Origin of the sequence: Hymenobacter sp. BT18 (assembly GCF_012273015.1) — a bacterium.
In the GTDB taxonomy this organism is placed as follows: domain Bacteria; phylum Bacteroidota; class Bacteroidia; order Cytophagales; family Hymenobacteraceae; genus Hymenobacter; species Hymenobacter lutimineralis.
On the sequence record NZ_CP050954.1, the window covers coordinates 455649 to 479792 of the forward strand.

General features: G+C 61.4%; 21 protein-coding genes. 11 read left to right on the forward strand and 10 right to left on the reverse strand.

Going from position 1 to position 24144, the window contains the following annotated elements:
* Positions 1 to 43 precede the first annotated feature (43 nt).
* Positions 44 to 2008 (reverse strand): DEAD/DEAH box helicase, encoded by a 1965-nt coding sequence (locus HER32_RS01955; RefSeq protein WP_168680117.1) that lies wholly within the window; start codon positions 2006 to 2008, stop codon positions 44 to 46.
* Positions 2009 to 2351: 343 nt separating this feature from the next.
* Between HER32_RS01955 and HER32_RS01960 the strand changes: the two genes are divergently transcribed.
* The gene (locus HER32_RS01960; RefSeq protein WP_168680119.1) at positions 2352 to 2768 is read left to right on the forward strand and encodes an acyl-CoA thioesterase; all 417 of its coding nucleotides are present in this window, start codon (positions 2352 to 2354) and stop codon (positions 2766 to 2768) included.
* Positions 2769 to 3000: 232 nt separating this feature from the next.
* Here HER32_RS01960 and HER32_RS01965 read toward each other — a convergent pair whose 3' ends face one another.
* A complete protein-coding gene (locus HER32_RS01965; protein ID WP_168680121.1) occupies positions 3001 to 3507 on the reverse strand; it encodes a hypothetical protein in 507 nt (168 codons plus the stop codon).
* Positions 3508 to 3558: 51 nt separating this feature from the next.
* Between HER32_RS01965 and HER32_RS01970 the strand changes: the two genes are divergently transcribed.
* Entirely contained in the window at positions 3559 to 7596 is a 4038-nt protein-coding gene (locus tag HER32_RS01970) for a UvrD-helicase domain-containing protein (protein WP_168680123.1), read from the forward strand.
* On the opposite strand, the gene HER32_RS01975 is transcribed toward HER32_RS01970, so the two are convergent.
* The 5 genes from HER32_RS01975 to HER32_RS01995 all read right to left on the reverse strand — a co-directional run bounded on the left by HER32_RS01975 (position 7586) and on the right by HER32_RS01995 (position 10722).
* Positions 7586 to 8221 (reverse strand): hypothetical protein, encoded by a 636-nt coding sequence (locus tag HER32_RS01975; protein ID WP_168680126.1) that lies wholly within the window; start codon positions 8219 to 8221, stop codon positions 7586 to 7588. The genes HER32_RS01970 and HER32_RS01975 overlap by 11 nt on opposite strands.
* Positions 8221 to 8784, reverse strand: a complete 564-nt coding sequence (locus HER32_RS01980) for a hypothetical protein (RefSeq protein WP_168680128.1) — start codon at positions 8782 to 8784, stop codon at positions 8221 to 8223. The genes HER32_RS01975 and HER32_RS01980 overlap by 1 nt, the downstream gene beginning before the upstream one ends.
* Positions 8785 to 8841: 57 nt before the next feature.
* Positions 8842 to 9366 (reverse strand): vitamin K epoxide reductase family protein, encoded by a 525-nt coding sequence (locus tag HER32_RS01985; protein WP_168680129.1) that lies wholly within the window; start codon positions 9364 to 9366, stop codon positions 8842 to 8844.
* Positions 9367 to 9443: 77 nt separating this feature from the next.
* Entirely contained in the window at positions 9444 to 9983 is a 540-nt protein-coding gene (locus HER32_RS01990) for a hypothetical protein (RefSeq protein WP_168680130.1), read from the reverse strand.
* A gap of 133 nt (positions 9984 to 10116) precedes the next feature.
* On the reverse strand, positions 10117 to 10722 hold the full coding sequence (locus tag HER32_RS01995; RefSeq protein WP_168680131.1) for a hypothetical protein: 606 nt from the start codon (positions 10720 to 10722) through the stop codon (positions 10117 to 10119).
* Positions 10723 to 10800: 78 nt separating this feature from the next.
* Between HER32_RS01995 and HER32_RS02000 the strand changes: the two genes are divergently transcribed.
* The 7 genes from HER32_RS02000 (at position 10801) to HER32_RS02030 (ending at position 18296) form a co-directional block, all read left to right on the forward strand.
* Positions 10801 to 13845, forward strand: coding sequence for a PD-(D/E)XK nuclease family protein (locus HER32_RS02000; RefSeq protein WP_168680132.1), 3045 nt, complete (start codon positions 10801 to 10803; stop codon positions 13843 to 13845).
* Positions 13846 to 13854: 9 nt separating this feature from the next.
* The gene (locus HER32_RS02005) at positions 13855 to 14163 is read left to right on the forward strand and encodes a hypothetical protein (RefSeq protein WP_168680134.1); all 309 of its coding nucleotides are present in this window, start codon (positions 13855 to 13857) and stop codon (positions 14161 to 14163) included.
* 20 nt (positions 14164 to 14183) lie between these two features.
* The gene (locus tag HER32_RS02010) at positions 14184 to 14621 is read left to right on the forward strand and encodes a nucleoside deaminase (RefSeq protein WP_149069321.1); all 438 of its coding nucleotides are present in this window, start codon (positions 14184 to 14186) and stop codon (positions 14619 to 14621) included.
* An 80-nt stretch (positions 14622 to 14701) separates the two neighbouring features.
* Positions 14702 to 15007 (forward strand): hypothetical protein, encoded by a 306-nt coding sequence (locus HER32_RS02015; protein WP_149069320.1) that lies wholly within the window; start codon positions 14702 to 14704, stop codon positions 15005 to 15007.
* Positions 14980 to 15381: a hypothetical protein gene (locus tag HER32_RS02020; protein ID WP_168680136.1), complete on the forward strand. Its 402-nt coding sequence runs from the start codon at positions 14980 to 14982 to the stop codon at positions 15379 to 15381. The genes HER32_RS02015 and HER32_RS02020 overlap by 28 nt, the downstream gene beginning before the upstream one ends.
* 112 nt (positions 15382 to 15493) lie before the next feature.
* A complete protein-coding gene (locus HER32_RS02025; RefSeq protein WP_232066338.1) occupies positions 15494 to 16333 on the forward strand; it encodes a mechanosensitive ion channel family protein in 840 nt (279 codons plus the stop codon).
* A 184-nt stretch (positions 16334 to 16517) separates the two neighbouring features.
* Positions 16518 to 18296, forward strand: coding sequence for a chloride channel protein (locus HER32_RS02030; protein WP_168680138.1), 1779 nt, complete (start codon positions 16518 to 16520; stop codon positions 18294 to 18296).
* Between the two features lie 44 nt (positions 18297 to 18340).
* Here HER32_RS02030 and HER32_RS02035 read toward each other — a convergent pair whose 3' ends face one another.
* On the reverse strand, positions 18341 to 19528 hold the full coding sequence (locus HER32_RS02035) for a cation:proton antiporter (RefSeq protein ID WP_168680140.1): 1188 nt from the start codon (positions 19526 to 19528) through the stop codon (positions 18341 to 18343).
* 131 nt (positions 19529 to 19659) lie between these two features.
* On the opposite strand from HER32_RS02035, the gene HER32_RS02040 reads away from it, so the two are divergent.
* Positions 19660 to 20910, forward strand: a complete 1251-nt coding sequence (locus HER32_RS02040) for an NAD(P)/FAD-dependent oxidoreductase (RefSeq protein WP_197748859.1) — start codon at positions 19660 to 19662, stop codon at positions 20908 to 20910.
* Positions 20911 to 21054: 144 nt separating this feature from the next.
* On the opposite strand, the gene HER32_RS02045 is transcribed toward HER32_RS02040, so the two are convergent.
* Positions 21055 to 21312, reverse strand: a complete 258-nt coding sequence (locus tag HER32_RS02045) for a hypothetical protein (RefSeq protein WP_149069316.1) — start codon at positions 21310 to 21312, stop codon at positions 21055 to 21057.
* Between the two features lie 208 nt (positions 21313 to 21520).
* Here HER32_RS02045 and HER32_RS02050 point away from each other — a divergent pair, with 208 nt between their 5' ends.
* Positions 21521 to 22975, forward strand: coding sequence for a diadenylate cyclase (locus HER32_RS02050; RefSeq protein ID WP_149069315.1), 1455 nt, complete (start codon positions 21521 to 21523; stop codon positions 22973 to 22975).
* Between the two features lie 129 nt (positions 22976 to 23104).
* On the opposite strand, the gene HER32_RS02055 is transcribed toward HER32_RS02050, so the two are convergent.
* Positions 23105 to 24088: an aldo/keto reductase gene (locus HER32_RS02055; protein WP_168680142.1), complete on the reverse strand. Its 984-nt coding sequence runs from the start codon at positions 24086 to 24088 to the stop codon at positions 23105 to 23107.
* Between the last annotated feature and the right edge of the window lie 56 nt (positions 24089 to 24144).

The following is a 24144-nucleotide window of genomic DNA, read 5'->3' on the forward strand; positions in this document are numbered from 1 at the left end:
AGAATCGTCCCCGAAATCCGGGCAATCCGAAAAATCCGTGGTTCTACTCGTCGAAGTTGTTGTCTTCGCGCTTGCCTTTGTAGCCACCACCGTAGGAGCCGCCACCACGGTTGCCACCGTAGGAGCTACCACCTTCACGACGGTCGCCGCCATAGGAGTTGCCACCACGGTTGCCGCCGTAGGAGCCACCACCGCGGTTGCCGCCGTAGGAACTGCCGCCTTCGCGACGCTCACCGTAGGAGCCACCGCCGCGGTTGCCGCCGTAGGAGCCGCCACCGCGGTTGCCACCGAAGCCGCCCTCACGACGCTCGCCACCGCCGAACCCACCCGGGCCCCGACGAGGACGCTCACCGCCACCGAAGCCGCCGCGGTTACCGCCTTCCTGCTGCGCATCACCTTCCTGGCGGGGCGTAGCAATGTTGAAGGCTACGGGCCGACCCTGAATGGTGCTACGGCCCAGCTGGCTGATAACTTCTTCTACAAACTCATTCGGCACTTCCACGAAGCTGAACTTGTCGTAGAGGGCAATGTCCCCAACTTTACCGGCCGTGAGGCTGGTATTTTCGGCAATCAGGTCCACGATGTCGCGGGGGTGCAGACGGTCTTTCTTACCCATCGTGACGAAGAGGCGCGTGAAGCCGGGGCGGGCAGCACCTTGGGTGCGGCTGGCGTCGAGGCTTTCCTGGGCACGCTTGTCTTCCTTCATCGTCATTTTTAGCAAGGCAGCGGCTACGTCCAAGGACGTAACGCCGTCTTCCTGATCCTGATCGATGAGGCGCTGCACGCGGGCAATGTATTTGTCCAGGTTACCCTTTTCAATTACCTCCTTGATGGAGTTCAGCATCAGCGTGGTTTTCACCTCCGACACATCTTCGAAGCTGGGCACGCGCTCCTGCTTGATGGTGGCTTTGGTGAAGCGCATGATGTCGCGCAGCTTATAGATGTCGCGGCCGCTCACGAAGGTGAAGGCTTTACCGGTTTTGCCGGCGCGGCCGGTGCGGCCAATGCGGTGCACGTAGTACTCCTCGTCGGCGGGCAGGTCGTAGTTCACGACCACCTCCACGTTCTCCACGTCGATGCCGCGGGCGGCTACGTCAGTGGCTACGAGGATTTCCAGCGTGCCTTTACGGAATTTGTCGAGGGTATTCTGGCGCTGCTGCTGGCCCATGTCGCCGTGCAGGCCTTCGGCGAAGTAGCCTTTGGCTTGCAGGTCGCCCACAATCTCATCCACCATGCGCTTGGTGTTGGCGAAGACGATGCCCGACTTGATGTTGTACATGTCGATCAGACGCGTCAGCACGTCCTTCTTCTGAGGGCCACGCACCTCGAAGTAGCTCTGCTCGATGTTAGTCACCGTCATTTCCTGATGGTTGACCTTCACGATCTGCGGATCCTTCTGGTAGCGCTTGGTCATCTCCATGATCGGCTTGCTCATGGTAGCCGAGAAGAACACCGTCTGGCGCTGCTCGGGCATTTTCTTGAGCACCGTCTCGATGTCGTCGCGGAAACCCATGTCGAGCATTTCGTCAGCTTCGTCGAGGATGATCATCTTACAGGCATCCAGCTTGAGGGTGCCCCGCTCGATGTGGTCCATCACGCGGCCGGGCGTGCCAATTACGATCTGCACGCCGCGCTCCAGGGCGCGGAACTGCCGGTCGTAGGAGCTACCGCCGTAAATCGGCACCACGGCCAGACCACGCTTGTACTTGCCCAGCTTCTGGATTTCGCCGGAAACCTGCACAGCCAGCTCGCGGGTGGGGCAAAGCACAATGGCCTGCACCTCGCGGGAGTCGGTGTCGATAAGTTCGATGGCGGGGATGGAGAAGGCGGCGGTTTTGCCGGTGCCCGTCTGGGCCTGCCCGATTACGTCGCGGCCCTGCAGCATCACGGGAATAGCGGCCTCCTGAATGGGGGAAGCTTCTTCGTACCCAACTTCGGCAATGGCACGCTGCATTTCTTCAGAGAGGGTCAGCTCGCTGAATTTCATTTTTACCTTTTCTTGTTCCATGTCTGTGATAATGGAGTGGAGACTATAGCTCTGAAAACAGCGGATTCAGCGACGCTCTTCTCCCACTCTACACAACGACAAGTGACGGAAGCAACGGACGGAAGACAAAGCCGGCCCAACAGGTTTTTTTACGAGGCAGCTCACAAGCTGCGCAGAACGTGGCCGTTCTCAAATGCGGCTGCAAAGGTACGGATAATTTACGGCAATGGCTATCTAAGCGCTTATTTAATCTAGTTATATGTTGATTTTCTGACGATTGCACTATTGGACGCAAGCCACTCTAAGGCTGTTTAACCAAAGGCCCGGCCGAAACCTGTTAGCTTTGACTCTCACTCCGCTGCCAATGGACACCTCTCCCGAGCCGTTTCGCTTTACCCACTTTATCACGGTACAGCCCGAGGATATCGACGCGCTAAACCATGCCAACAACGTGCGCTACGTGCAGTGGGTGCAGGACACGGCCGGGGCGCACTGGCTGGCAGCCACGCCCGCTGAGGAGCAGCCGAACTACGTGTGGGTGGTGCGGGAACATCATATCCGTTACCTCGCTTCTGCCCTGCTCGGCGACGAGCTGCGCTGCACCACCTGGGTCTCAAAAATGGAAGGCGTGACCTCGCAACGGCACGTACGCATTGAGCGGGCCGCGGATAGCAAGCTGCTCTGCGAGGCCGAAACCCAGTGGGTATTACTCGACCCGAAGACCATGCGGCCGATGCGCATCACCCCGGAGGTGGCTGCGCGGGTGTGGGAGGCTGTATAGGGCAGTGAACCAACTTTGCTACTTACAGCAGCTCGGTATCAGGCAGCAACGGCAGATATTCTAGGGAAATTTGCCGCTCCAAAATGCGCGCTGAAACATCACTAACTACTAGAATCGGGCAAGGCCCGTCCTCTACGGTTAGCAGGCACCAACTATAGTCAGCAGGAAACAGGTAAGCCGTAGCATCGCTTGCCTTCTGGTAGAATCGGATGTATTCTTCCACGGTGACTTGCTACACAACTTCCTCTCCTGTGGGCAACACCTCATGCACCTGCGGCCCCCACCGAACGGCGTCCTCAACGTACAGATTGAGCTTGACGGCTGGAGCAAGTTCATCAAGCAAAGAGGCCAGTTGTCCCTGCGTCTGCTCCGACAGCGTATTGAAGCCTGCTTTCCGCCACGGCAAATCATGGAAAAGCCGATACGTATAGGGCAGGCGAAACCGGGCCGCTAACGCCTGAAAAGTAGTAGGCTGATACACGGGCTTACGGCCGGGCGTATGGACGCCGTACTGCGTCCAGATAGTGGCATTCTGGTTGAGTTGCTGAATGGAAGTTTTTTCCGGCTTGACCAGGTCAAAGGGAAAATCCGGAATAATACCCACTACTGGCAGCAGCGAATAATAGCCAGAAAAGCCATCTGGCAGCAGGTGGCGCAACAACAGCGGACTGGGCCGCGGCTTGTCAATCAAGACACCAGGCAACCAGTCGAGGGCGGATAAATCGGTGGTGAATTCCATTCGCCAAATCAACGCAATCCTGCGACCTTTACCATAGATTATTCCCACCCAATGCCCGCTACCTTCCGCATTTATTCCGCTTCTGCCGGCTCCGGCAAAACCTACCAGCTTACCAAGGAATACCTGCGGCTGGCCCTGGGCGCCAACGAAGCGGGCTACTACAAAAGCATTCTGGCCATAACCTTCACCAACGCCGCCGCGGCCGAAATGAAGGAGCGCATTATTGGGGCCCTGCGCGGGTTTTCCAATCCCGGCGTTGACGCCAAAGCAGATGCCCTACTGGCCGAGCTGGCCGAGGAGCTGTACGCCGACGGCCTGCTGCCCCGCACGCTGGACACGCCCGAGCAGCGCCAGCAGCAGCTGCGCCGCCGGGCCCAGCAAACCTTCAAGCTGGTGCTCTACCACTACGCCGACTTTGCCGTGAGCACCATCGACTCGTTTGTGCAGCGGGTGGTGCAGGCTTTCACGCGGGAGCTGGGCTTGCCGGCCGCCTTCGAGGTGGAACTGGACGACGAATCGGTGCTGCACGCGGCGGTGGCCTTGCTGCTGGACAAGGTAAACCGCGGCGAGGAGCACGCCCTGCTCACGCGCACCCTGCAGGACTACGCCCTGAGTAAGGCCGAGGAAGGCCGCAGCTGGAACCAGCTGCCCGACGAGATGATGCGCTTCGGCAAGTTTCTGCTGAATGAGTCGGTGCACGAGGCCGTGGCCCAGCTGCAGCAGATGGAGCTCAAGGAGTTTCGCACCCTGCACAAAACCCTCAAGCAACGCCGGGAGCAGATGCAGGCCGACATGCAGGCCCTGGGCGACCGGGCGGTGGAAGCCCTGGCGCAGCACGGCTTGGTGCCGGACCAGCTGGCGGGCGGCAGTCGGGGCGTACACGCCCACTTCACTAAGCCCCTGCGCTGGCTCGAAGACCCCGTTGGCACGCCTACCAGCACGGCCCGAAAGGCGGCCGACTCGGGCAAGTGGGGCAGCGCCGACGCTATGAAAGGCCCCCTGAAACCCGCCCTGGAGGCCGTAGCCGGCGAGCTAACCGAGGTATTTCAGGAGCTGGAGCAGCGCCGCGACCAGTACCTGAGCCAATACCTGCTGATTGAGGGCATGCTGCCGCAGCTGTTCCACGTGTCCTTGCTAAGTGAGCTGAGCAAGGCCGTGCAGCAGGTAAGCCAGGATCGCAACGTGGTGCTGATTGGCGAGTTCAACCGACGGCTGGCCCAGATTGTGCTGCGGGAGCCGGTGCCGTTTCTGTACGAGCGGCTGGGCGAGAAATACCAGCACCTGCTCATCGACGAGTTTCAGGACACCTCGGAGCTGCAGTGGAACAACCTGCTGCCGCTGGTGGAAAATGCCGTGGCGGGCGGCAACCTAAGCCTGGCCGTGGGCGACGCCAAGCAAGCCATTTACCGCTGGCGCGGGGGCGAGATGGAGCAAATCCTGCGCCTTTACCAGGGCCATACGCTGCCGCTCATCAACCGCGCCCAGGACGAGGAAACCCGCGACATTCTGGAAGCGCGCTATATCGGGCTGGAAGGTGCGCTGGAACCCGCCTCTCTGCAAACCAACTACCGCTCGGGTCCGCAGATCATCCAGTTCAACAACGACTTTTTCACGCACGTTTCGCAGAGCCACCCGCAGCTGGAGCTGGTGCAACAGATCTACGACGCGGAGTTTGTGCAGAATGCACCGAAGGCCTCACCCCCCAGCCCCCTCTCCCGTGGAGAGGGGGAGCCTGACGATTCCGGTCAACTTCCCGGGGCTGCTTCGCCTGCGCTCAGCAGCCCCGACTCAGACGAATACTCGTCAGCAACCAGCACCGTAGGCCAGTTTGTGCTGACAGCTGATGCGCGCGCCTGGGAGAAGACATCGGATTTCGCCAAGGAAATGCGGCGGCACCCTACTCCGGCGGAGGAAGTACTCTGGCAGGAGCTTCGGGACGGCAAGCTGGGCTCGAAGTTTCGGCGCCAGCACGTCATCGGCACGTTTATCGTGGATTTCGTGTGCATTCCGGGCCTGCTGGTCGTAGAAATTGACGGCGAAGTCCACGGCGACCATGAACAGGCTGAATATGACGCAGGCCGCACCCACGAACTAGAAGGACTCGGCTACCGGATCGTCCGCTTTACCAACCACCAAGTACTGCACCAACTTCCGAACGTACTTGACACCCTTCACCAGGCGCTAAACCAACCAAACCCAACAGAATCTGACGTGCACGGCGGGGCTGCGCAGCGCGAGCGAAGCAGCTCCGCCCCGTCAGCACGACCGTCGTCAGACTCCCCCCTCTCCGCGGGAGAGGGGGGCCGGGGGGGTGAGGCCCACGTCGAAATCCTGCTTACTCAGCCCGATGCGCCCGCCCGCCGGTACCTCCCCGCCGAAGGCCGCTACACCGACGAGCCCCTGCCCGGTCACACCGGCGCGGAATCCCTCGACTACGACGAAAGCACGCTCTACCTCACCCTGGCCCTGGTAGAGCAGGCCTTGGCCGACGGCTTTCGGCTGGAAGACGTGGCCGTGCTGTGCCGCCGCCGCGACCAAAGCCGGCGGGTGGCCAAGTTTTTGAAAGAGCGCGGCTACGATATTATCTCGGCGGATTCGCTGTCGTTGGAGTTTGCCGAGGTGGTAAATTTGCTGGTCGCTATTCTGCGGGTGCTGCACCAGCCTGCCAACTCCCTGGCCCGGGTGGAAGCCCTGCTGCTAGTCGACAAAGTGGTGCGTGGGGTGCCGCCCACTCCTACCCGCGCCCGGCGCATCGGCGAAATTGCCAAGGAGGAGCGCAGCAAGCCGTTTTTTGACGAGTTGCGCCGCCTGGGATACGACGTGCAGGAAAAGCAAACCGGCAACCTGGACCTCTACGAGCTCAGTGAGAAGCTGATGGGGTTGTTTGGCCTGCTGCACCGCCGCGAGGAAAGCGAGTACCTGTTCCGCTTTCTGGATCTGACCCTGGAGTACTCCCTACGCTTCGGCAACAACCTGGGTAACTTCCTGGCTTACTGGGACCAGCGCAAAAGCAACCTGAGCATCAATGCCCCGGCCGGACGCGGCGGGGCCGTTACCATCACCACGGTGCACAAGGCCAAGGGCTTGGCCTACGGCGTGGTCATTGTGCCCTGGGCCGACTGGAGCCTAGAGCCCAGCTCGGCTTTCGGGGGCTCCTACCTCTGGGGCCGGCTGGAGGCTGACGACAAGCCCGTGGCCGAAATGCCGCCGGTGGCCGTGGTCAAGCAGCGCAAGGAACTGGCCCAGACCGTGCTGGCAGACCAGTACGCCGAGGAGCGCGAAAAAACCTTCGTGGAGGCCTTGAACCTGCTCTACGTAGCCTTCACCCGTCCCCGTCACCGCCTCTACATCATCACCCGCCGCCCCGACGCGGGTAAATCCGGGAAGGACGAAACCGCTCCGGCCACCAACATTGCCCAACTGCTGCAACGCTACCTCTTAAACCTGGGCCAGTGGAACGAGGAACAGCTTACGTACGTGCTCAGCCAGGGTGCCTCAGCCGCCGCTCAAACCAACCCGCCGCAGCCAGCAGCCAGCAACCAATTCGCCCTCACCAACCTGAACACGGCCGACTGGGAGCAGCGCCTGCGGCTGCGGCGGCACGCCAGCACCGTGTTCGACTTCTCGGAACAGCAGCAGCAGCGCGAGTGGAGCCGCAAGCTGCACTTTGCCCTGCGCCGCGTTATTATGACCCCGGATGTGGAGCGCGTGGCGGGGCAGCTCACGGCTGAGGGGCTGGTAAGCCGCCGCGAGCAGCCCGAGCTGCTCCAGCGTCTGCGCCAAGTGGTGCAGCACCCGCAGCTGACTCCCTACTTTCAGCCCGGCGTTATTGCCGAGACGGAGCGGGAAATTCTGGTGGGTGGCGCCCCCCGCGAAGATTACAAGCCCGACCGGGTAGTATTTGAACCCAGGCTGGGTGAGGGCCGGGGCCGCGTCACGCTTCTTGATTTCCGGGTACCGCCGCCCGAAGACCGGCACCAACAGCTGGTCCGCCAGTACGGGCAGCTGTTCAAGCGCCTGGGCTTTGCCGACGTGCGCGGGCTGCTGTACTACTTCGAGACGGAGGAAGTAGTGGAGTTTAGCTGCTGAGTTGGTAGCGGATGCGGCCCGTGCGGGTGTCCACATACAATAGGTGAGCCTGGCCGGAGCTGCCGTATAGCTTGATAGCCCGCTCCAAAGGCCGGCGGGGCGCTTGGAACTTCTCCAGCTGGCTCAGCTTGAGTTCCTGGGGATTTTCGGGATGTTGCTGGCTGATAAGATGCACGCTATTCCGGGCTTCATCCAGCAAGTAATAGGTGCTCGTCTGCCATACATACCGGCGCGGCACAAGATATCCCAGCTCGTTGGAGAAACCGTCGTAGCGGAATGCAGCCAGGGGCTTGCCGGTGAGGTCAAGTACCTGGGCATTAGCAGTGCGCTGCAGACGCGGTTCGCGCACCTCCTCTATTCCTTGACCTCCTTCCTCCAGCTTAACCAACTGGTGCGTTACGTAGTCGTAGGCCACGAACAGGGTACTGTCGCTCAGAAAAAAAGCCGCAACGAGCTCCGCGTTCTTCTTTTGCAAGTTCATACGGCGCCCGTTCGGCAGAATCAACTCCTGGCAAGTTAGGATAGTGGCCCCGTTGACGGCCTGGGCCACGCCGCAGTCGGCCTCATTCCCACCCGCCCAGTTTCCTTCGGTCAGCTTTTGAATCCGCCCATCCAGGCCCAACATCAGGAAGCACTGCGTGCCGACGTCAGTGCCGTCAGGTACAAAGCTTTGGCTGAACAGCAAGGCCTTACGGGGGCATTATACCCCACAAAGTCAGGTCCGATAAGCACGCTGTTGATGGTCAGGTCGTGGCCGGCCGCTTTGTAGAAATTAGGCTTGCGCAATACACGTTGAAACAGACGTTTGCCCTGGCCGTCGTACAGCTCATAGGTAAAGCTGGCGTCGACGCCGCGGATGGTATCTATCATCTGTCGGGATTCTCCGGCCACAGGCTTCTGGATATGCTGAAGCTGCGTACTGCTGTCGGATCGGGCACGCATTCGCAGGCGGTACGATTTCCCATCTATGCGCAAAAGAGTATCTAGCTGTTCGGCGTGGGCACCCATTACCCAACTACTTTCCTCACTATAATCGGTGGTATCCTGCCTGGGCTGAACGGCGGGCTGCACTACTGTGGACTGCTTTACAGTAGCCGGAGGTGTCACCCGAGCTTCGGTGGTAGCTGTTTGGCGGGTCTCACAACCCACCAGGCCCAACAATAACAAGCCGTAGAATGTGTTACGCATAGAAAACCCCGGCCTGCCAGGTAACAGTAGCGCCGGGGCCACAAGATGCGCAAAACCTTACACCTGCGCTAGCCGGTTGGGGCCGCTACCAAAGGCCTGTTTAGCGGCGCGCACTACTTCGGGCACGGCCAGGGCCAGCGAGGCTACCGACAGCACGTTGGCCATCTGGCAGTAGAAGCACAGGGCCTTGTTTTCCTGCCATTCTTCGCGGGCCAGCGTCAGGTTCGTGAGGACGTCGCTCAGGATTTTGCCGCCCATAGCCAGGGGCACCCAGGGCTTGAGCAGGGCGCGGTCTTTGCCGCCGGCTGAGGCCAGGGCCGTAGTGAAGGCGTAGGTGATGAGCATGCCGGCCGCATCGGGCGTGTCAAGGCGCTTGTAACCGTAGTCGGAGGCGTCCACCTTATCGGAATCGAACGGGCCGATGGGCGGGTCGGGCAGGTGGCGGATGATGCCGGTCTGGTACAAGGTCACGATCTGGCCCATGGCGGCCCCCAGCAGGGAAAGGCCGATAATCCAGCGGCGGCGCTTGAGGTCAGGAGTTTGGGCGGTGCGCAGTTCGCGGCTGAGTCGCGTCGGGTTCATGGCAGCGGACGTTTCGAATGAAAATGGGTACGTCTTCGGTACGGCGCACCGGCTGAGAAGGGAGGTATAGGATTTGGCTATGCCCCCGTCAGCTGCACAGTCAGCTCGTCGCCGTTGATTCGAAAACCCTTCACCTGATCTGGCAGCGGCGGTTGGGCTTCGCGCAGCGCGTACAGGCCTATTTCCCGCAGCTTCTGCCAAGTAAGTGTATGGCCATCCACGTAAATCAGCCAGGACGTTACGCCCGCTTCGGCGCCGGGCGCGGCTTCCAGCAGCTGGAGCAACACTCCATCGGCCCAGGGATGCACAAACTCCGATACGGCCACCTCATGCAGACCGGCTATAGGCGGCTGGGTAAAGAGCTGCCGGGTAAAATTCTCTTCGTATGATATCTCGTATAACCAACCATCCAGCAAGGTTTCGTGCTGCTGATAAAAGCCATCATCTAAGTCTATTTCCTGCATCAGAACAGTTAGCTGCTCGTTCTGCCAGACGACTGCCGGTTCGCTAGGCAACTCTGGTTGTAGAACAGGCTTCGGCGCGGTGCCGCGCAGCTTATCCCACAGGTGTTGAAAGCCGAAAACCAGCACAAGGCCCAGCAGATACAGCAGCCACATAGGTAGCAGTAACATTACTCCTGCCTTCCATACCCCTAGCTTAAGCTGATTTTCGGGCTCGGCGGGCTGCTCCTGAAGTGTAACATGGATAGGCATAAACAATTAATAACAAAGCCTCTACAAATCAAACCGTTTAATGCATACACCCTATATACAGCTGGGTTTTGATCAGAAATGCCTTGGGCACGACGCTGTGCAGTGCCACCAAGGCGCTGTCGGCTCGGGCGGGGTCTTCGTAGATGCCTGTTACCAGCGCCATGCTTTTTGCGCTTGCGCTCCGATAAAGCGTGGTGTATTCGATGCTTAAGCTGGCGGAAGGGTCTCGGCGCGGGTAATATTCCCCCGCGTACATTTCATCTTCGTCGTCTTCCGGCACCTTTATCAGGTTCTTACGGGCATCGTATATTCTCCCCAACGTATCAATAGGCAGGCGGGTCGCTTTTTGAATGGCGGTCATGCTGGCCCGGAGCGGGTAATAGTGCAGGCTGGTATCCGCCACTACCACATACCGGGTAGCATATTCACTTGTCGAGTCAGGCGCAGGCACGTCGGCTATTTCCTCGACGGCTGCCGTCGTCGGAGTCGGCTCCGTCGGTTCAGCCTTTGGAGGAGCGTCCTCCAGCGTCGTGGGGGCCGACGGCTGCGGCGGGTTCAAGGCTTTGGTTGGCTCATTCGGTGACGACGAGCACGCCGCCAGAAAACTAGCGGCCAGTAGCGAAGCAATGACAAAGGTATGCATAGCGAAAGGTAAGACGCCGCGTGCTAAAAGCCGTGAATTGCTGGTTGCACTGTAACGGCCGCCGTATCTTTACTCAGTATGACGCCCCGCCCCGCCCCCGCTGCCCTACCCGCTGACCCTACCGCTGCCCTGCAACCCTTTCTGCGCCAGGCCGCCCAGGATTTGCTGAGCCGCTTTTCGGGCGCAGAGCTGTCGGATCTGGTGGTGGTGGTGCCTACGCGCCGGGCCGTGGTGTACCTGAAAAACGAGCTGGCCCTGGCCGCACCCAAGGGCGAGGCGCTGTGGAGCCCGCGCGTGGCGGCCATGGAAGACTACATGGTGGAGCTGGCCGGCGTGCAGGTGGAAGAGCCCATTGCCCTGCAGCTGCTGCTGTTCGACATTCTGCGGGAAATTGACCCCAAGCTGGATTTTGACCTGTTTACGGGCTGGTCGCGCCTGCTCCTCGACGACTTCTCAGCCCTTGACCAGAACCTGGCCGACGCCAGCAACCTGTTTGAGTACCTGTCCGAAGCCAAAGCCCTGGAACGCTGGGACCTCAGCGACTCGCCGGCCCCGGCCTCGGCTACGGCCGCCTGGTTTCGCTTCTGGGACGACCTGGAGAAAGTGTACCGCCGCCTGCGCCGCCGCTTGAAAGAGCAGCATCTCGCCTACCCCGGCCTGGCCTACCGCCTGGCCGTGGATGCCCTGCAGAAGCTCCTGCAGGCCACCCCCGAGCAGGTGCCCCAGCACGTCTTCCTGGGTTTGGGCGTGCTGTCGAAGGCGGAGCGCCGCCTGCTCAAGCTGTTGCTAAAGGAGCGCAAGGCCGAAGTACGCTTCGACACCGACCGGTTTTACCTCGACGGCGACTCGCCCAACCGCGCCGGGCAGCCCTTCCGCCAGCTGGCCGACTCCCTCGACTTGCCGCCCACGGCGTTTGGGTTCGGGGATATGGGCGCCGAGGAGCTGCTGCGCACTCTGCCCCGCCGCGTGCGGTTTATTGGGGTAGCCAACAACTCCATGCAGGGCAAAGTAGCCGGGCAGCTGGTGATGGAAGGCCTGCAAACTGCGCCCCGGGCCTCGGTGGCCGTGGTGCTGCCCGACGAAACCCTGCTCTTGCCGGTGCTGCACGGCCTGCCGCCCGAGCAGGTGCCCCAGTTCAACGTGACGATGGGTTTGAGCTTCCGCAGCACGCCCTTGTTCAACCTGATTGATTTGCTGTTTGAGGTGCACCTGACCGGCATCCGGGAGGGCGAAACCAGCTCCGACTACGGCATCCGGCGCTACCACCACCTCACCGTCACGAAGCTGCTGGCTCACCCCTTCCTGCGCCGCTACGAAAACTGGCTCGACACCCAGCCCGAGCAGGCAGCTTTTCACGGCGTGCTCGACGACATCTGCCGGCAAATTGTGAAGCGCAACGCCGTACTGCTCACCGAAGCCGAGCTGCGCGAGCTGGGCCGCCACCACCCGCTGGTAGAAGCCCTGTTCCGCCCCTGGCGCAACTGCGACGACGTGGTGCAAGCCTGCTACGAGGTAATTGAGCTGCTGCGCGACGTGTACCAGCAGGAGCACACGGCCATCGAAGCCGAGTACCTCTACCTGTTCTACACCCTGGTGCGCCAGCTCGATTCGGCCTTCGACTGCCGCACCCAACGCCCTTCAGTGCGCTCCTTCCGGCGGTTCTTGTACGAGCAGATGACGCGCACCCGCCTGCCTTTCGCCGGGGAGCCGATTGCCCAGGTGCAGGTGATGGGCCTGCTCGAAACCCGCGCCCTCGACTTTGACCACATCATCATCCTGAGCTGCAACGAGCAGATTTTGCCCGCACCCAAGCGCAACACCTCCCTGTTTCCTTACGACGTGCTCACCAAGTACGGCATGCCCACCTACGCCGAGCACGAGGCCGCTACCAGTCACCAGTTCTGGCGCCTGCTCCAGCGGGCCCAGCGGGTTGATTTGGTGTACATTCTGCCCGGAGCCGAGGGCGTGCAAGCCGGGGAAAGAAGCCGTTTTCTGCTCCAGATTGAGCACGACTTAGCTGCTCAGAATCCCGGCCTGGAGTTGCTTGATCTGACAGCTTCCGCCACGGTGCTACCCAGCGGGCAGCAGGTGGGCGGCGAAATTGCGCGGGGCTCGGAAGGCAACCAGAAGTACGAGGGCGACCTGGTGCTGGAAAAGGACTACGAGATGCGCGGGGCCATCCGCGGGCTGCTGGAGCGGGGCTTATCGGCCTCTGCCCTCAATGAGTTTCTGACCTGCTCGTTGCGGTTTTACTTCTCGCGCATTGCCAAGTTTCAGGAGCAGGAAGGCGTAGCCGAGGACCTGGGCGCCGACGTGTTTGGTACGGCCGTGCACTTCGTGCTGGAGCACCTGATGACGCCTTTCGTGGCGGAAAGCAAGCCGATAACGGCGGAAGACATTGCCAGCTGGAAGCCCCAGGTTGCCGAGCTGCTGGAGCGTGGGCTGGCCCTAGAAGATGGAGAGGAAGCCGCGGCCCCGCGCCAGCAGCTGCCCGACGAAGGCCTCAACCACGTGCTGCGCGGCGTGGGCGTGCACCTAGTAGACCGCTACCTCGACTCCCTGGCCCAGCAGATTGCCGAGGAAGGCCCCCTGCGGGTGGTGGGCCTGGAGCAGCAGCTTTTCGGGACAGTGTTCGTCGAAACCAGTGCCGGGGAGCAGGTAGCCGTGCGCCTGGTAGGGTACGCCGACCGGGTAGACGAGCTGCCCAACGGCCAGCGCCGCATCATCGACTACAAAACCGGGGCAGTGCACGGCGGAGGCCTCAACCTGCTGGGCAGCGCCCGCAAAAAGTACACGCCCCAGGAAGCCCTGGAGCGGCTGGTAACCGAGGCCGGGGGCGGCGCCGAGAAAGTGCGGCAGCTCTGGCTTTACCGCCTCATGCTGGCCCAGCTGGGCTACCCCGCCGCCCAGGCCGCCATTGTGCCCCTGCGCAGCCCCGACCCCACCCCACTGGAAGCCGACCTTTCCTTTCTCACCACTGATGAGCTATCCTTCGAACAGTCCAGCAACGAGGCCATGCGCCGCCTGGTAGACCGCATGCTGGACCCCAAGGAGCATATCCGCAAGACCGACGACCTGGACGTGTGCCAGTGGTGCCCCTACAAGGGAATTTGCGCCCGGTAACCTGCTGCTATGTTTGCCGGAATCACCATTCCTTTAGCTGTACTGTTTTTCGACAGCGTTTTTCTGCTATTGTTTAAGGGTATCTACCTGCTGCTCATTCGTTCTGCCCAGCGGTCTGAGCCTTTTAGCATCCAGCATTATCTGTTCATAACTGCTGGGGTGCAGCTAGGGCTGCTACTTTTGCTCTTAGCCCTCGAAATCGTGCTGAACCCACACGGCAAAGGCTGGGAGGATTTCGTGTTGGGCCTTGCCTTCACCAGCACCTTTGCCGTGCCGCTTTTCCTTTTAATTCGTCATCATTGGCGAACTTCTGTCTAACCTTCAAATTCCCTTTTCTCATGGACGAATTCATGCAAGCTGCCATCGACGAAGCCCGGCTGGGCCGGTCCCAGGGCGGCATCCCTATTGGCTCGGTGCTGGTGCGCGACGGTAAACTGGTGGCCCGGGGCCACAACAAGCGCGTGCAGGAGCTGAACCCCATTCTGCACGGCGAAATGGACTGCCTAAACAACGCTGGCCGCCAGGCCGAGGGCTACCGCAACACCGTCATCTACAGCACCCTGATGCCTTGCTTTATGTGCGCCGGCACCATCGTGCAGTTCAAGATTCCGAAAGTAGTGGTGGGCGAGTCGCGCACCTTCGACGGCGCCCGCGAGTTCATGGAAAGCCACGGCGTGGAAGTAGTAGACCTGGATTTGCCCGAGTGCGTGCAGATGATGGAGGAATTCATTGCCGCCGAGCCCGCCCTCTGGAACGAGGACATCATGGAAGAATAACTGCCTAGGCAGCGGCGGCTCACATCATTATGTAAGACGATAAGCCCGGGGAGCCGGTAATTGCGGCGTACTTTTGAGCCATGGATACCTCCTTGCTTTCTTCCTCCAAAAAATGCCCGCACTGTAGTCACTGGTCGGCTTGGCAACAGCAAAGCGACGACCGGTGTGAGCGGTGCGGGCAGCTGCTGGACCCGCAACTGCGGCGCAACGAGCAGCAGCGGGAAGAGCTGGTTAATGCGAAAATGTCCTCGGTGATGCTCATTGAGATAAAACCCGAAGACAGCGCCTTCGTTCGGTTCTTTAAATACATCATCCGGGGCGGCCAATTAGCATTTGCCGGCCTGCTTGCTTTCATCATATGGGTGGTAACGGCATTGGCTGGTTAAGACTTCCGCAGGAACTACGGCACCCGCTGTTTCTGGTGGGTGCCGTGCTTTACCTCTTTTCCAGCGTCAACCGCTACTGGGCGCCGTGGCCGCCGCTGCCCGCCTTTATCAACTCCCACCTGGGCGACCTGTTAACGCTGCCCCTGGAGCTTACCCTTCTGCTGTGGGTGATGCGGCGCTACTACTTTCGCTGCCCAAGCTTCGTGCTGCCCGGAGCCTGGATTATCAGCACTTGGGTAGTCATTGCCGTTTGGTTTGAACTGCTGCTGCCCCATTTCAATCCCAAAGTTATTGCCGACCCCCTCGACGTAGTCGCCTACACCGTGGGTGGGCTTATTTTCTGGCGCTGGATGAACCAACCCGCCCAGGAATGAGCCTGGCTCCTCGCTGAACCTAGAACAAAGCTCCTGCCGTACAACGGCTCGTCTGCCTCGGCGCCAATGGGTGGCCGGGGCATCTAAGCTTTATCTCCTTTGTACTTCTGCTATGCTGCTTCACGACCTCTACGAGGTGCTCACGACCTACTGGGCCCACTTTCTGTTTTTGCTGCCCAAGCTGGCCGTAGCCCTGGTGTTGCTGGTTATTGCTGTGTTTGTGGCCGGGCGGCTGAGCCGCCTGCTGGGCGGGCGCCTGCAGGCCCGCTCCCACGACCCGCTCCTGGCCGAGTTTCTGACCCGGCTGAGCAAGTGGGCGTTTATTGGCCTGGGGCTGCTGCTGGCCATGCAGGTGATAGGCGCAGCCGGCGTGGTGACGGGCGTGCTGGGCGCAGCGGGGCTTACGGCGTTTGTGGTGGGCTTTGCCCTCAAGGACATTGCTGAGAACTTCCTGGCCGGCGTGGTGCTGGCCTTCAACCGTCCCTTCCGCATCCACGACACCATTCAGATTCGCGACAACCAAGCCCTGATGGGCCGCGTGGAGGCCCTCAACCTGCGCACCACCCTCATCAAGACCTTCGACGGCAAGCACATCTACCTGCCCAATGCCCTGGTGCTGCGCGAGCCGCTCATCAACTACACCCGCGACGGGCATATTCGGCAGGATTTTCTGGTAGCCATTGACATTGAGCAGGATAAAGGACCGGGCCGGGTGCAGCAGCTTGTGCTGGACTTTGTGCGCCAGTACCGGGATGTGGAAAATGAAGAACCCCACACCCCCTACCTGATTCTGGAAAAAACCGAGGGCAACGTTGCCACCCTGCACGTGTACTTCTGGACGTACTCCGAAGATTACCGACGCGGCACCCAGCGCCTGAAAAGTGAGCTGATGCAGGGAATCCGGGAATTGCTGGCCGAGCAGGGCTACCCCCACCCGGCAACAGTGCAGTAATTCCACTTTTTTCTGTGGAAAGCAGCCCAACTTTCCCATCTTACCCGTTAGTGCAGATGCGCGGCCAGCTCCGAGGCAGAGTGTGGACTTTTCCGCGGCCCTGTTTCCGTGGCTGTGCCGCCTGAGTACCCGTTCCTACCTTGCTGCCGGCAGCGCCCACCCACTGCTGGCTTTTCCCGTTACTATGCCCAAAAACGTTATCCACCGGCTGCTGGGCCCCTTGTTGCTGTGGCGGCTGCGCCACGTCAACGACCGGGTGTACCTGATTGTGCTCAGCATTGTGGTGGGGCTGCTGGCGGGCTTGGCGGCCGTACTGCTCAAGAACTCCGTGCACATCAGCCAGGAGCTGATTTTTGCCTGGGTGCCCGAGCAGTACCGGGTGTTTGCCCTGTCGCTCTACCCCATCATTGGCATTTCCCTGTCGGTGCTGTTTACGCGCTACGTGCTGGGGGGCAAGCTCAGCCGCGGCGTCGGGCCTATTGTGTACAACATTGCCCGCCAGGGCAGTATTGTGCCACGCAGCAAGCTGTACTCGCAGATGGTTACCTCATTTCTGACCGTCACTTTTGGGGGGTCAGCAGGTCTGGAGGCCCCTATTTCCGTGACGGGCTCGGCCATTGGCTCCAACGTGGGCCGCATCCTGCGGGTGGGGCGGCGGGAGCGGCGCCTGCTGGTGGGCTGCGGGGCGGCGGCGGGCGTGGCGGCCATCTTCAACTCGCCCATTGCAGGCGTGCTGTTCGCGGTAGAGGCCATTCTTTCCGAGCTGTCGGCCCCGTTTTTCATTCCCCTGCTTATTTCTTCGGCCACGGCTACGGTGGTATCCAAGCTGCTGTACGCCGGGCAGCCCTTCGTGCTCATCACCACGGCCTGGCCCGTAGAAGCTATACCGTTCTACCTCATGCTGGCCTTGTTCACGGCCCTGCTGTCGGTATACATGATTCGCGTATACTTCCTGGCGGAGCGCCTGTATGAGCGGTGGCCTAACCCCTTTCGCAAGATTGTGGTGGGCGGCGTAGCGCTGGGGCTGCTGGTGTTCATCTTTCCACCCCTCTACGGTGAAGGGTACAACATCGTGCAGCTGCTGCTCAGCGGGCAGTCGGAGCGGCTGGTGGATGGCTCTTTGTTTGCCGTGTACCGCGACGACAGCGTGCTGCTGGTGCTGCTGGTAGCCATTGGCAGTATGCTGCTGAAAGTGGTGGCTACCACCATCACCGTGGGCTCGGGCGGCAACGGGGGCATGTTCGGCTCGTCCTTGTTTGTGGGGGCGCTGGCGGGGTTTGTGTATGCGCGCGTCATCAACCTAAGTGGCATGGCCCCGGTACCGGAAGTGCACTTCATTGTGCTGGGCATGGCCGGCATGCTGGCCGGCGTGGTGCACGCCCCGCTCACGGCCATCTTCCTGATTGCCGAAATTACGGGCGGCTATGCCCTGTTTGTGCCGCTGATGGCCGTTACGTCCTGCTCCTACCTGGTGACCAAATACTTCGAGCCGTATTCGGTGTACACCCGCAAGCTGGCCAAGCAAGGCATCTACATGCACCAGGACCGCGACCGGGGCCTGCTCTCCCAGCTGGATTTGCACCACCTGATTCAGAACGACTTTGTGCCGGTGCGGCCCGAAAACACCCTGGGTGAGCTGGTCGACATTTTCCGCCACGCTACCCGCAACCTGTTTCCGGTGGTGAATGAGCAGGGGGAGCTGCTGGGCATCGTGAGCCTGGACACCGTGCGCGACGCCCTCTTCGACGACGACCACTACACCACCACCCTTGTGGCTGACCTGATGACCCAGCCCCCCGCCATCGTCAACCCCGACGACATGATGCTGGATACGCTGCGCTGCATGGAGCAGGTAGGCGCCTGGGCCCTGCCCGTGGTCGAAAACGGCCGCTATGCCGGCTTCCTGCTCAAGTCCGCCATCCTGGCGGCCTACCGCCGCCAGCTCCTCAAGGAATCAGACTAGCGGTGGATGACGCACGAATTGAGCATTCACCTATTAACCCATTGCTAATACTCGCCTAGCTGGGGTTGTTTCGGGGCCAGCATCAGGCCAACCATCATCATGATGCCGGTGAGCAGGATGACGACGAACAGGATGTTTTCGCTGATTTCGCCGATGAGGTGCTCCCGCGGGATGCTGTAGAACAGCAGCACGCTGATCAGGCCTTTGGGCGCAATAAACAGCTCGGGCACCAGGTCGGTGCGGGCCACGTAGCGCAGATAGAAAAACCGGATGAGCGTAAGGACCGCCACAATCAGCAGGCCTTGCAGCAGCAGGCCGCCGTTGAGCACGTTGCCGATGGTGATAGAAAAGCCGAACAGCAAAAAGAAAAACGTGCGAATCAGGAAGGCCGACTCGGCGGTGATGCTCTTGAGCTGGTGCAGCTCCTCACTAAGGCGCTCGGGCCGGAACCAGCGCGCCAGCGGCCCCTGTAGAAACAGCTTGGCGTTGTTGACCACCAGCCCAAACACCAGCACCACAATCAGCGAGGACAGGTGCAGCTTCTTGGACAGCGAATACACGAGCACCAGAAAGGCGATAATCAGGAAGAACTTGACGTGCAGCCGGATCCGGTCGAGCAGGAACGCCAGCGCGGCGGTGCTGAGTACGGCCACCACCAGCACGGCCACCACGTCGCGCGCAAAGGTGACCACCGATACACCTTGGGCAAAGTTGTCCTGCACTGCGAAGTTGAAGAGCATAATGCCCAGGATGTCGGAAAACGTGCTTTCGTACACGATAAACTCCTGCTTTTCGCCGCCCAGATTGGCCACGCTGGGAATGGCAATGGCCGAGCTGATGACGGCCAGCGGCACGGCATTGATCAGGCAGCTTTGAAACGAAGCCCCCACGTACAGGTGCAGCAGCCAGGCAATGGCCCCCGCCTGCACCACCAGAATCAGCAGGGCCGCCACGAAGGAGCGCCGGATGAGCGGAGCCTTTTCGCGGCGCAGCTCCAGGTCCAGGGCCCCTTCCAGCACAATCATGATCAGCCCGATGATGCCGAACAGCTCCAGCATGAGTTGGGGTACGCGTACGGCCACGTCGAAGTAATCGGCCGTTTGGCGCAGGGCAATACCCGTGGCCAGCAGCATCAGTACGGAGGGAATGCGGGTGGCACGGGCCGCCAAATCAAACAGATATGAGAGAATAATGGCCAGGCTCAGCCCGATCAGGATAGAGTAAGGACCCATACGCAAGTCAGCAAAGAGGAGCTTCGGATACGCAGGAAAACGGCGCATGGTCGATTTTTTGCGGCTCCCTCCTGCGGCCATCTGCTTGTTCACTTATCCGCAACTGCCGCGCGGCTGCGTACTTTTGCCGAGTGCAGCCTGCGTTTTCATTTCCCGAAATAGCCATTATTGGCGGTGGCCCGGCGGCGTTGCTGGCGGCTCAGCGCCTGGCCGAGGCGGGCCGGCGCGTGGCCGTTGTTGAGGCGCAGAATACCGTGGGCCGCAAGTTTCTGGTTGCCGGGCACGGGGGCTTCAACCTGACCAATGCCGAACCAGCTGAAGCATTTGCGGACCGCTACGGGCCTCACGCAGCCGAATTCCGCCGGTTTCTGGCGCACTTCTCCCCCACCGACCTGCGTGCCTGGGCCCTGGACCTGGGCATCGACACCTTCGTAGGTACCAGTGGGCGGGTGTTTCCGCGGCCCGAGCACAAACCCGCCGACCTGCTGCGCGCTTGGCTGCGGCGCCTGCACGAGCTGGGCGTGCAGCTCCACACGCGTCACCGCTGGCTGGGCTTTGCCGGCGCAACCGGGCTACGCCTGCTGAACGAAGTGACCGGCGAGGAAACCGAGTGGCACCCCACCGCTACCCTGCTGGCTTTGGGCGGCGCGAGCTGGTCTAAAACTGGCTCCGACGGCCGCTGGGTGCCCCTGCTGGAGCAGTTGGGCGTGCAATGCGTACCGTTTGCCCCCAGCAACTGCGGGGCTGAGGTGGCCTGGTCGGCCTTCTTCCGGGAAAAAGTAGGCAGGACTCCGCTCAAGAACGTGGCCCTGAGCTGCCAGGGCCGCCTTGTGCGCGGGGAAATCCTGCTCACCGATTACGGCCTGGAGGGTACGCCCGTGTACGCCCTGACCCCGCAGCTGCGCGCGGCCCTAGCTGCCGGCACCCCGGCGTACCTACACCTCAACCTCAAACCCGATGTGCCGCTGCCCCAGCTGGCGGAGAAGCTGCGGCAGCGGCGGGCAAGTCAGTCGTGGCCGAAGTTTCTGGCCGAGGTCCTGCGCCTGAAGCCGCCGGTGTCCACGCTGCTGAGGGAGCTGGTGCCCGAGCTGCCGGTCGCCCCTGACACTCTGGCCCGGCTGCTGACCCAGCTGCCCATCCCCGTAGCCGGACTCCGCCCACTCGAAGAGGCCATCAGCTCGGCGGGGGGCGTGGCGTGGTCGGAGGTAACGGAAGGGCTGATGCTGCGCCAGCGGCCCGGCACCTTCGTAGCGGGCGAAATGCTGGACTGGGAAGCGCCTACCGGCGGGTATCTGCTGCAGGGCTGCTTTAGCACCGGCGCCTGGGCGGCCCAAGCCATACGGAGGTACCTGGAAATGAAGAATGAGAAGGCGGGGTGGTGAGTGGAGCCGAATATTCCGGGCAGTCCTTAGGGTACTGCAACGTAAAAGCCCCTGCGGGCCGTGGTGGCGTCAGGGGCTTTCTGGTAGAAGAGCGTCTGGCTTTGTTCAGGACGAATGGCTTCGCGCCACTACCCAAATCCTTTTTCACTCCTCATTCTTCATTAACTCCTTCTCCACCGCTTCGGCCAGAATGGCCCTGGCTTCTTCTACCAGGCGCTGGCCCGGGTCGGCGTGCTGGCGGTAAACCAAAGCACACAGCACGAAAAACGAGACAATCGGGAGAAAGCAGCCCAGGAAAAACCACAGCCAGAAAGACCGCCCGTGGCTATAGGCGCAATAGCCCGTCGTCAGCGGTAGAATTACCACCGAAAACAGCATAGCTAGCAGTAGATCGACGAACATAAGGCAAGGGGGGCTGGCTCGTATTCTAAGATACGGGAGTACGCTGAGAAAACCGCAAGGCGAGCAATGACTACTTTGCAGACTGCAAACCGGCAGGGGCCCTACTTGTTAAGGCAAATACGCAGCGGGGGCCACCTTTTGCCCCCATTTCTGCGTACACGACCCACCTGCCCCCTAAGTGCCGCCCGGCGGCTGCTCCTTGTTGCCCATGTGGGATTCCCAGAAAAGCCTCTTCCGCGTCTCCGCCCAACTCTTTGCCGAAGGAATTTTTAACCTGCTCGACCGCAACCTGCGCCCGGAGGTATTCCTGCTAGGCTTGGCCTCCGCCAAGGAACCCAACGAGCCCGCCGCGGTAGTCATCGAGCCGCCTACTCACCGCTACCGGCCTTCCCAGTTTCAGGAAGTGAAAAACCGGGCATCCCAGCTGGAGCCCGAAGGTCCGCGCGAAGTGGTGTACCACCTGCACCCTACCGACCACGACCGGTTTGAAAAGATGCGCTGGTACAACCTGCTGCGGCGGGCCACCGAAGCCACCATTGCCGACTTGGAGGCGGCTTCCCCAACCGAGGCACGGGTATCGTTCTGCTCGCAGCCGGTGAGCGTGAGCAACTACCAGATTCTGGTGGTGCTGCAAATGAGTGCCGAGGCTTACCACAGCCACTACGCCCTGCCGGCCGCCCCCAATGGCCGCGCCGGCTCCCTGCTGCAGGCCACGGTGCAGGAGTTTCTGCACGACTGCCTGCGGGCCCTGCGCGAATCGGACCTGGATGAGGACCGCCCCATTCTCGACCGCGACTACAACGAGCTGCTGCGCGCCGCCGGCCGCCGCTTTATGCTGGCCGTTGGCAACGGCAACCACGGCCTTTACGACGCCTGTAACGGCATTGCGGCCCTGCGCCACGAGGGCGACGAGGGCGTGGGCCTGATGGCTCTTTCGCGCCGCCACCACCCGGCCGTGCGCCCCGTGCTACTGCTGGAAACGCCCATTGCCCTGCGCGACCATCGGTCGATGCGCAAGCTCCTGGAGCTCAGCGAGGAAAACGTGGCCCTGATGAGCGACGCGGCCAATCTGTTTGGCCTGGGCGAGGTCGTAGCACTCGACGACCCTAACTATGAGCCCCTGTTTATGGTGCATTTCACCAAGCACTACAGCTGGGACCTCAGCCACGCCGGGGAAGTGATGATGCGCGTCGTGTCGAACACGCCGCGCCTGCCCCGCTCCCGGGTAGATGAGCGCAACTTTGAGCGGGCCATCCGCCGCAACTGGCCCGACATGGATGCAGCAGGCGTGGAGTACCTGTGGTCGTTGGCGCTCAGTGCTACTTCCCAGCCGACGGGCACCATCCTGCTTATTTCGGATGGGGCCGCCCAAGAGGCTCGCCGCCTGGCTACGCAGTGCTACCGCGTCACGCCCACGCGCATTACCCCGGCCATGGTGCGCCTGGTCACCAACATCGACGGGGCCGTGCTCATCGACCCGCAGGGTACCTGCTTCGGCATTGGCGCCATCCTCGACGGGCTGGCTACGGCCAAAGGTGACTCCTCGCGCGGGTCGCGCTTCAACTCCGCCGTGCGTTACGTGGAAACCAGCCGCTACCCCTGCCTGGCCATCGTGGTAAGCGAAGATGGGTGGATTGATCTGCTCCCGCCCCTGGGGAAATAAGGCGCCGGTTTCCGGCAATACGTCATGCTGAGCTTGTCGAAGCATCTCTATCGAACGGTCCAAGGAAGCGGTAGAGATGCTTCGACAAGCTCAGCATGACGTTGATTTTCCTGCCGTAATCCGGAATAGTTACCCGTTCACCGATTTCATCATTTCGGCGGGGTAGCGCAAGCCGGCTGCCTGAGGCGCGAGTTCGTCGAGCCGCTGCAGCTCTTCGGCGGTGAGTGACACGCCCAGGGCACCTACGTTTTCTTCCAGATACTTCACGCGCTTGGTCCCGGGGATGGGCGCTAAATCGGTGCCTTGGGCCAGTACCCAGGCCAGTGCCAGCTGCCCGGGCGTGCAGCTCTTGTGCTCGGCCATTTCACGGATGTGGGCTACCAGGTCCAGGTTTTTCTGAAAATTCTCTCCCTGGAAGCGCGGCGTGAAGCGGCGGTAGTCGTCGGCGGCCAGATCTTCGAACCGCTGAATGTGCCCTGTGAGGAAGCCCCGGCCCAGGGGCGAGTAGGGCACAAACCCAATACCCAGCTCGCGGCAGGTTTGCAGCACGCCGTCTTCGGGGTCGCGGCTCCAGAGGGAGTATTCGCTTTGCAGGGCCGTGATGGGGTGCACGGCGTGGGCCCGCCGGATGGTTTCGGCCGAGGCTTCGGAAAGACCCAGGTAGCGCACTTTGCCCGCCTGCACCAGCTCGGCCATGGCGCCCACGGTTTCTTCAATGGGCGTATTGGGGTCAACGCGGTGCTGGTAGTACAGGTCGATGTAGTCGGTACCAAGGCGGCGCAGGCTGCCTTCGCAGGCTTCGCGCACGTATTCCGGCCGCCCGCTGATACCGCGCCGGGTAGGATCATTAGGGTCGCGCTGAATGCCAAATTTGGTAGCCAGCACCACCTGCTGGCGCTGCTCGCGCAGGGCGCGGCCTACCAGCTCCTCATTGGTAAAGGGCCCATACATGTCGGCCGTGTCGAAAAACGTGATGCCCAGCTCCAGGGCGCGGTGCAGGGTGCGCGTGCTTTCGGCATCGTCGCGGCCGGCGTAGAAGTCCGACATGCCCATGCAGCCCAGGCCCAGGGCCGATACCGTGAGGCCCTGCCGGCCCAGCGTGCGTTGTTCCATCGTAGTAAGTTGGTAAGTGAGTAGAATGCGTAGGCTATTAAGCTATAACTGCCGCT

Excerpts from the sequence above, each read along its gene's own strand:
- HER32_RS02010 (WP_149069321.1), top strand. The coding sequence starts at position 14,184 with ATGGACGAATTCATGCAAGCTGCCATCGACGAAGCCCGGCTGGGCCGG.
- HER32_RS01960 (WP_168680119.1), top strand. The coding sequence starts at position 2,352 with ATGGACACCTCTCCCGAGCCGTTTCGCTTTACCCACTTTATCACGGTA.
- HER32_RS02050 (WP_149069315.1), top strand. The coding sequence starts at position 21,521 with ATGTGGGATTCCCAGAAAAGCCTCTTCCGCGTCTCCGCCCAACTCTTT.
- HER32_RS01990 (WP_168680130.1), bottom strand. The coding sequence starts at position 9,983 with ATGTGGCTGCTGTATCTGCTGGGCCTTGTGCTGGTTTTCGGCTTTCAA.
- HER32_RS01975 (WP_168680126.1), bottom strand. The coding sequence starts at position 8,221 with ATGTTGGGCCTGGATGGGCGGATTCAAAAGCTGACCGAAGGAAACTGG.
- HER32_RS02045 (WP_149069316.1), bottom strand. The coding sequence starts at position 21,312 with ATGTTCGTCGATCTACTGCTAGCTATGCTGTTTTCGGTGGTAATTCTA.
- HER32_RS02025 (WP_232066338.1), top strand. The coding sequence starts at position 15,494 with ATGCTGCTTCACGACCTCTACGAGGTGCTCACGACCTACTGGGCCCAC.
- HER32_RS01970 (WP_168680123.1), top strand. The coding sequence starts at position 3,559 with ATGCCCGCTACCTTCCGCATTTATTCCGCTTCTGCCGGCTCCGGCAAA.
- HER32_RS02015 (WP_149069320.1), top strand. The coding sequence starts at position 14,702 with ATGGATACCTCCTTGCTTTCTTCCTCCAAAAAATGCCCGCACTGTAGT.
- HER32_RS01980 (WP_168680128.1), bottom strand. The coding sequence starts at position 8,784 with ATGCGTAACACATTCTACGGCTTGTTATTGTTGGGCCTGGTGGGTTGT.
- HER32_RS02005 (WP_168680134.1), top strand. The coding sequence starts at position 13,855 with ATGTTTGCCGGAATCACCATTCCTTTAGCTGTACTGTTTTTCGACAGC.
- HER32_RS01955 (WP_168680117.1), bottom strand. The coding sequence starts at position 2,008 with ATGGAACAAGAAAAGGTAAAAATGAAATTCAGCGAGCTGACCCTCTCT.
- HER32_RS02000 (WP_168680132.1), top strand. The coding sequence starts at position 10,801 with ATGACGCCCCGCCCCGCCCCCGCTGCCCTACCCGCTGACCCTACCGCT.
- HER32_RS02035 (WP_168680140.1), bottom strand. The coding sequence starts at position 19,528 with ATGGGTCCTTACTCTATCCTGATCGGGCTGAGCCTGGCCATTATTCTC.
- HER32_RS02030 (WP_168680138.1), top strand. The coding sequence starts at position 16,518 with ATGCCCAAAAACGTTATCCACCGGCTGCTGGGCCCCTTGTTGCTGTGG.
- HER32_RS02055 (WP_168680142.1), bottom strand. The coding sequence starts at position 24,088 with ATGGAACAACGCACGCTGGGCCGGCAGGGCCTCACGGTATCGGCCCTG.
- HER32_RS02020 (WP_168680136.1), top strand. The coding sequence starts at position 14,980 with ATGGGTGGTAACGGCATTGGCTGGTTAAGACTTCCGCAGGAACTACGG.
- HER32_RS01995 (WP_168680131.1), bottom strand. The coding sequence starts at position 10,722 with ATGCATACCTTTGTCATTGCTTCGCTACTGGCCGCTAGTTTTCTGGCG.
- HER32_RS01985 (WP_168680129.1), bottom strand. The coding sequence starts at position 9,366 with ATGAACCCGACGCGACTCAGCCGCGAACTGCGCACCGCCCAAACTCCT.
- HER32_RS01965 (WP_168680121.1), bottom strand. The coding sequence starts at position 3,507 with ATGGAATTCACCACCGATTTATCCGCCCTCGACTGGTTGCCTGGTGTC.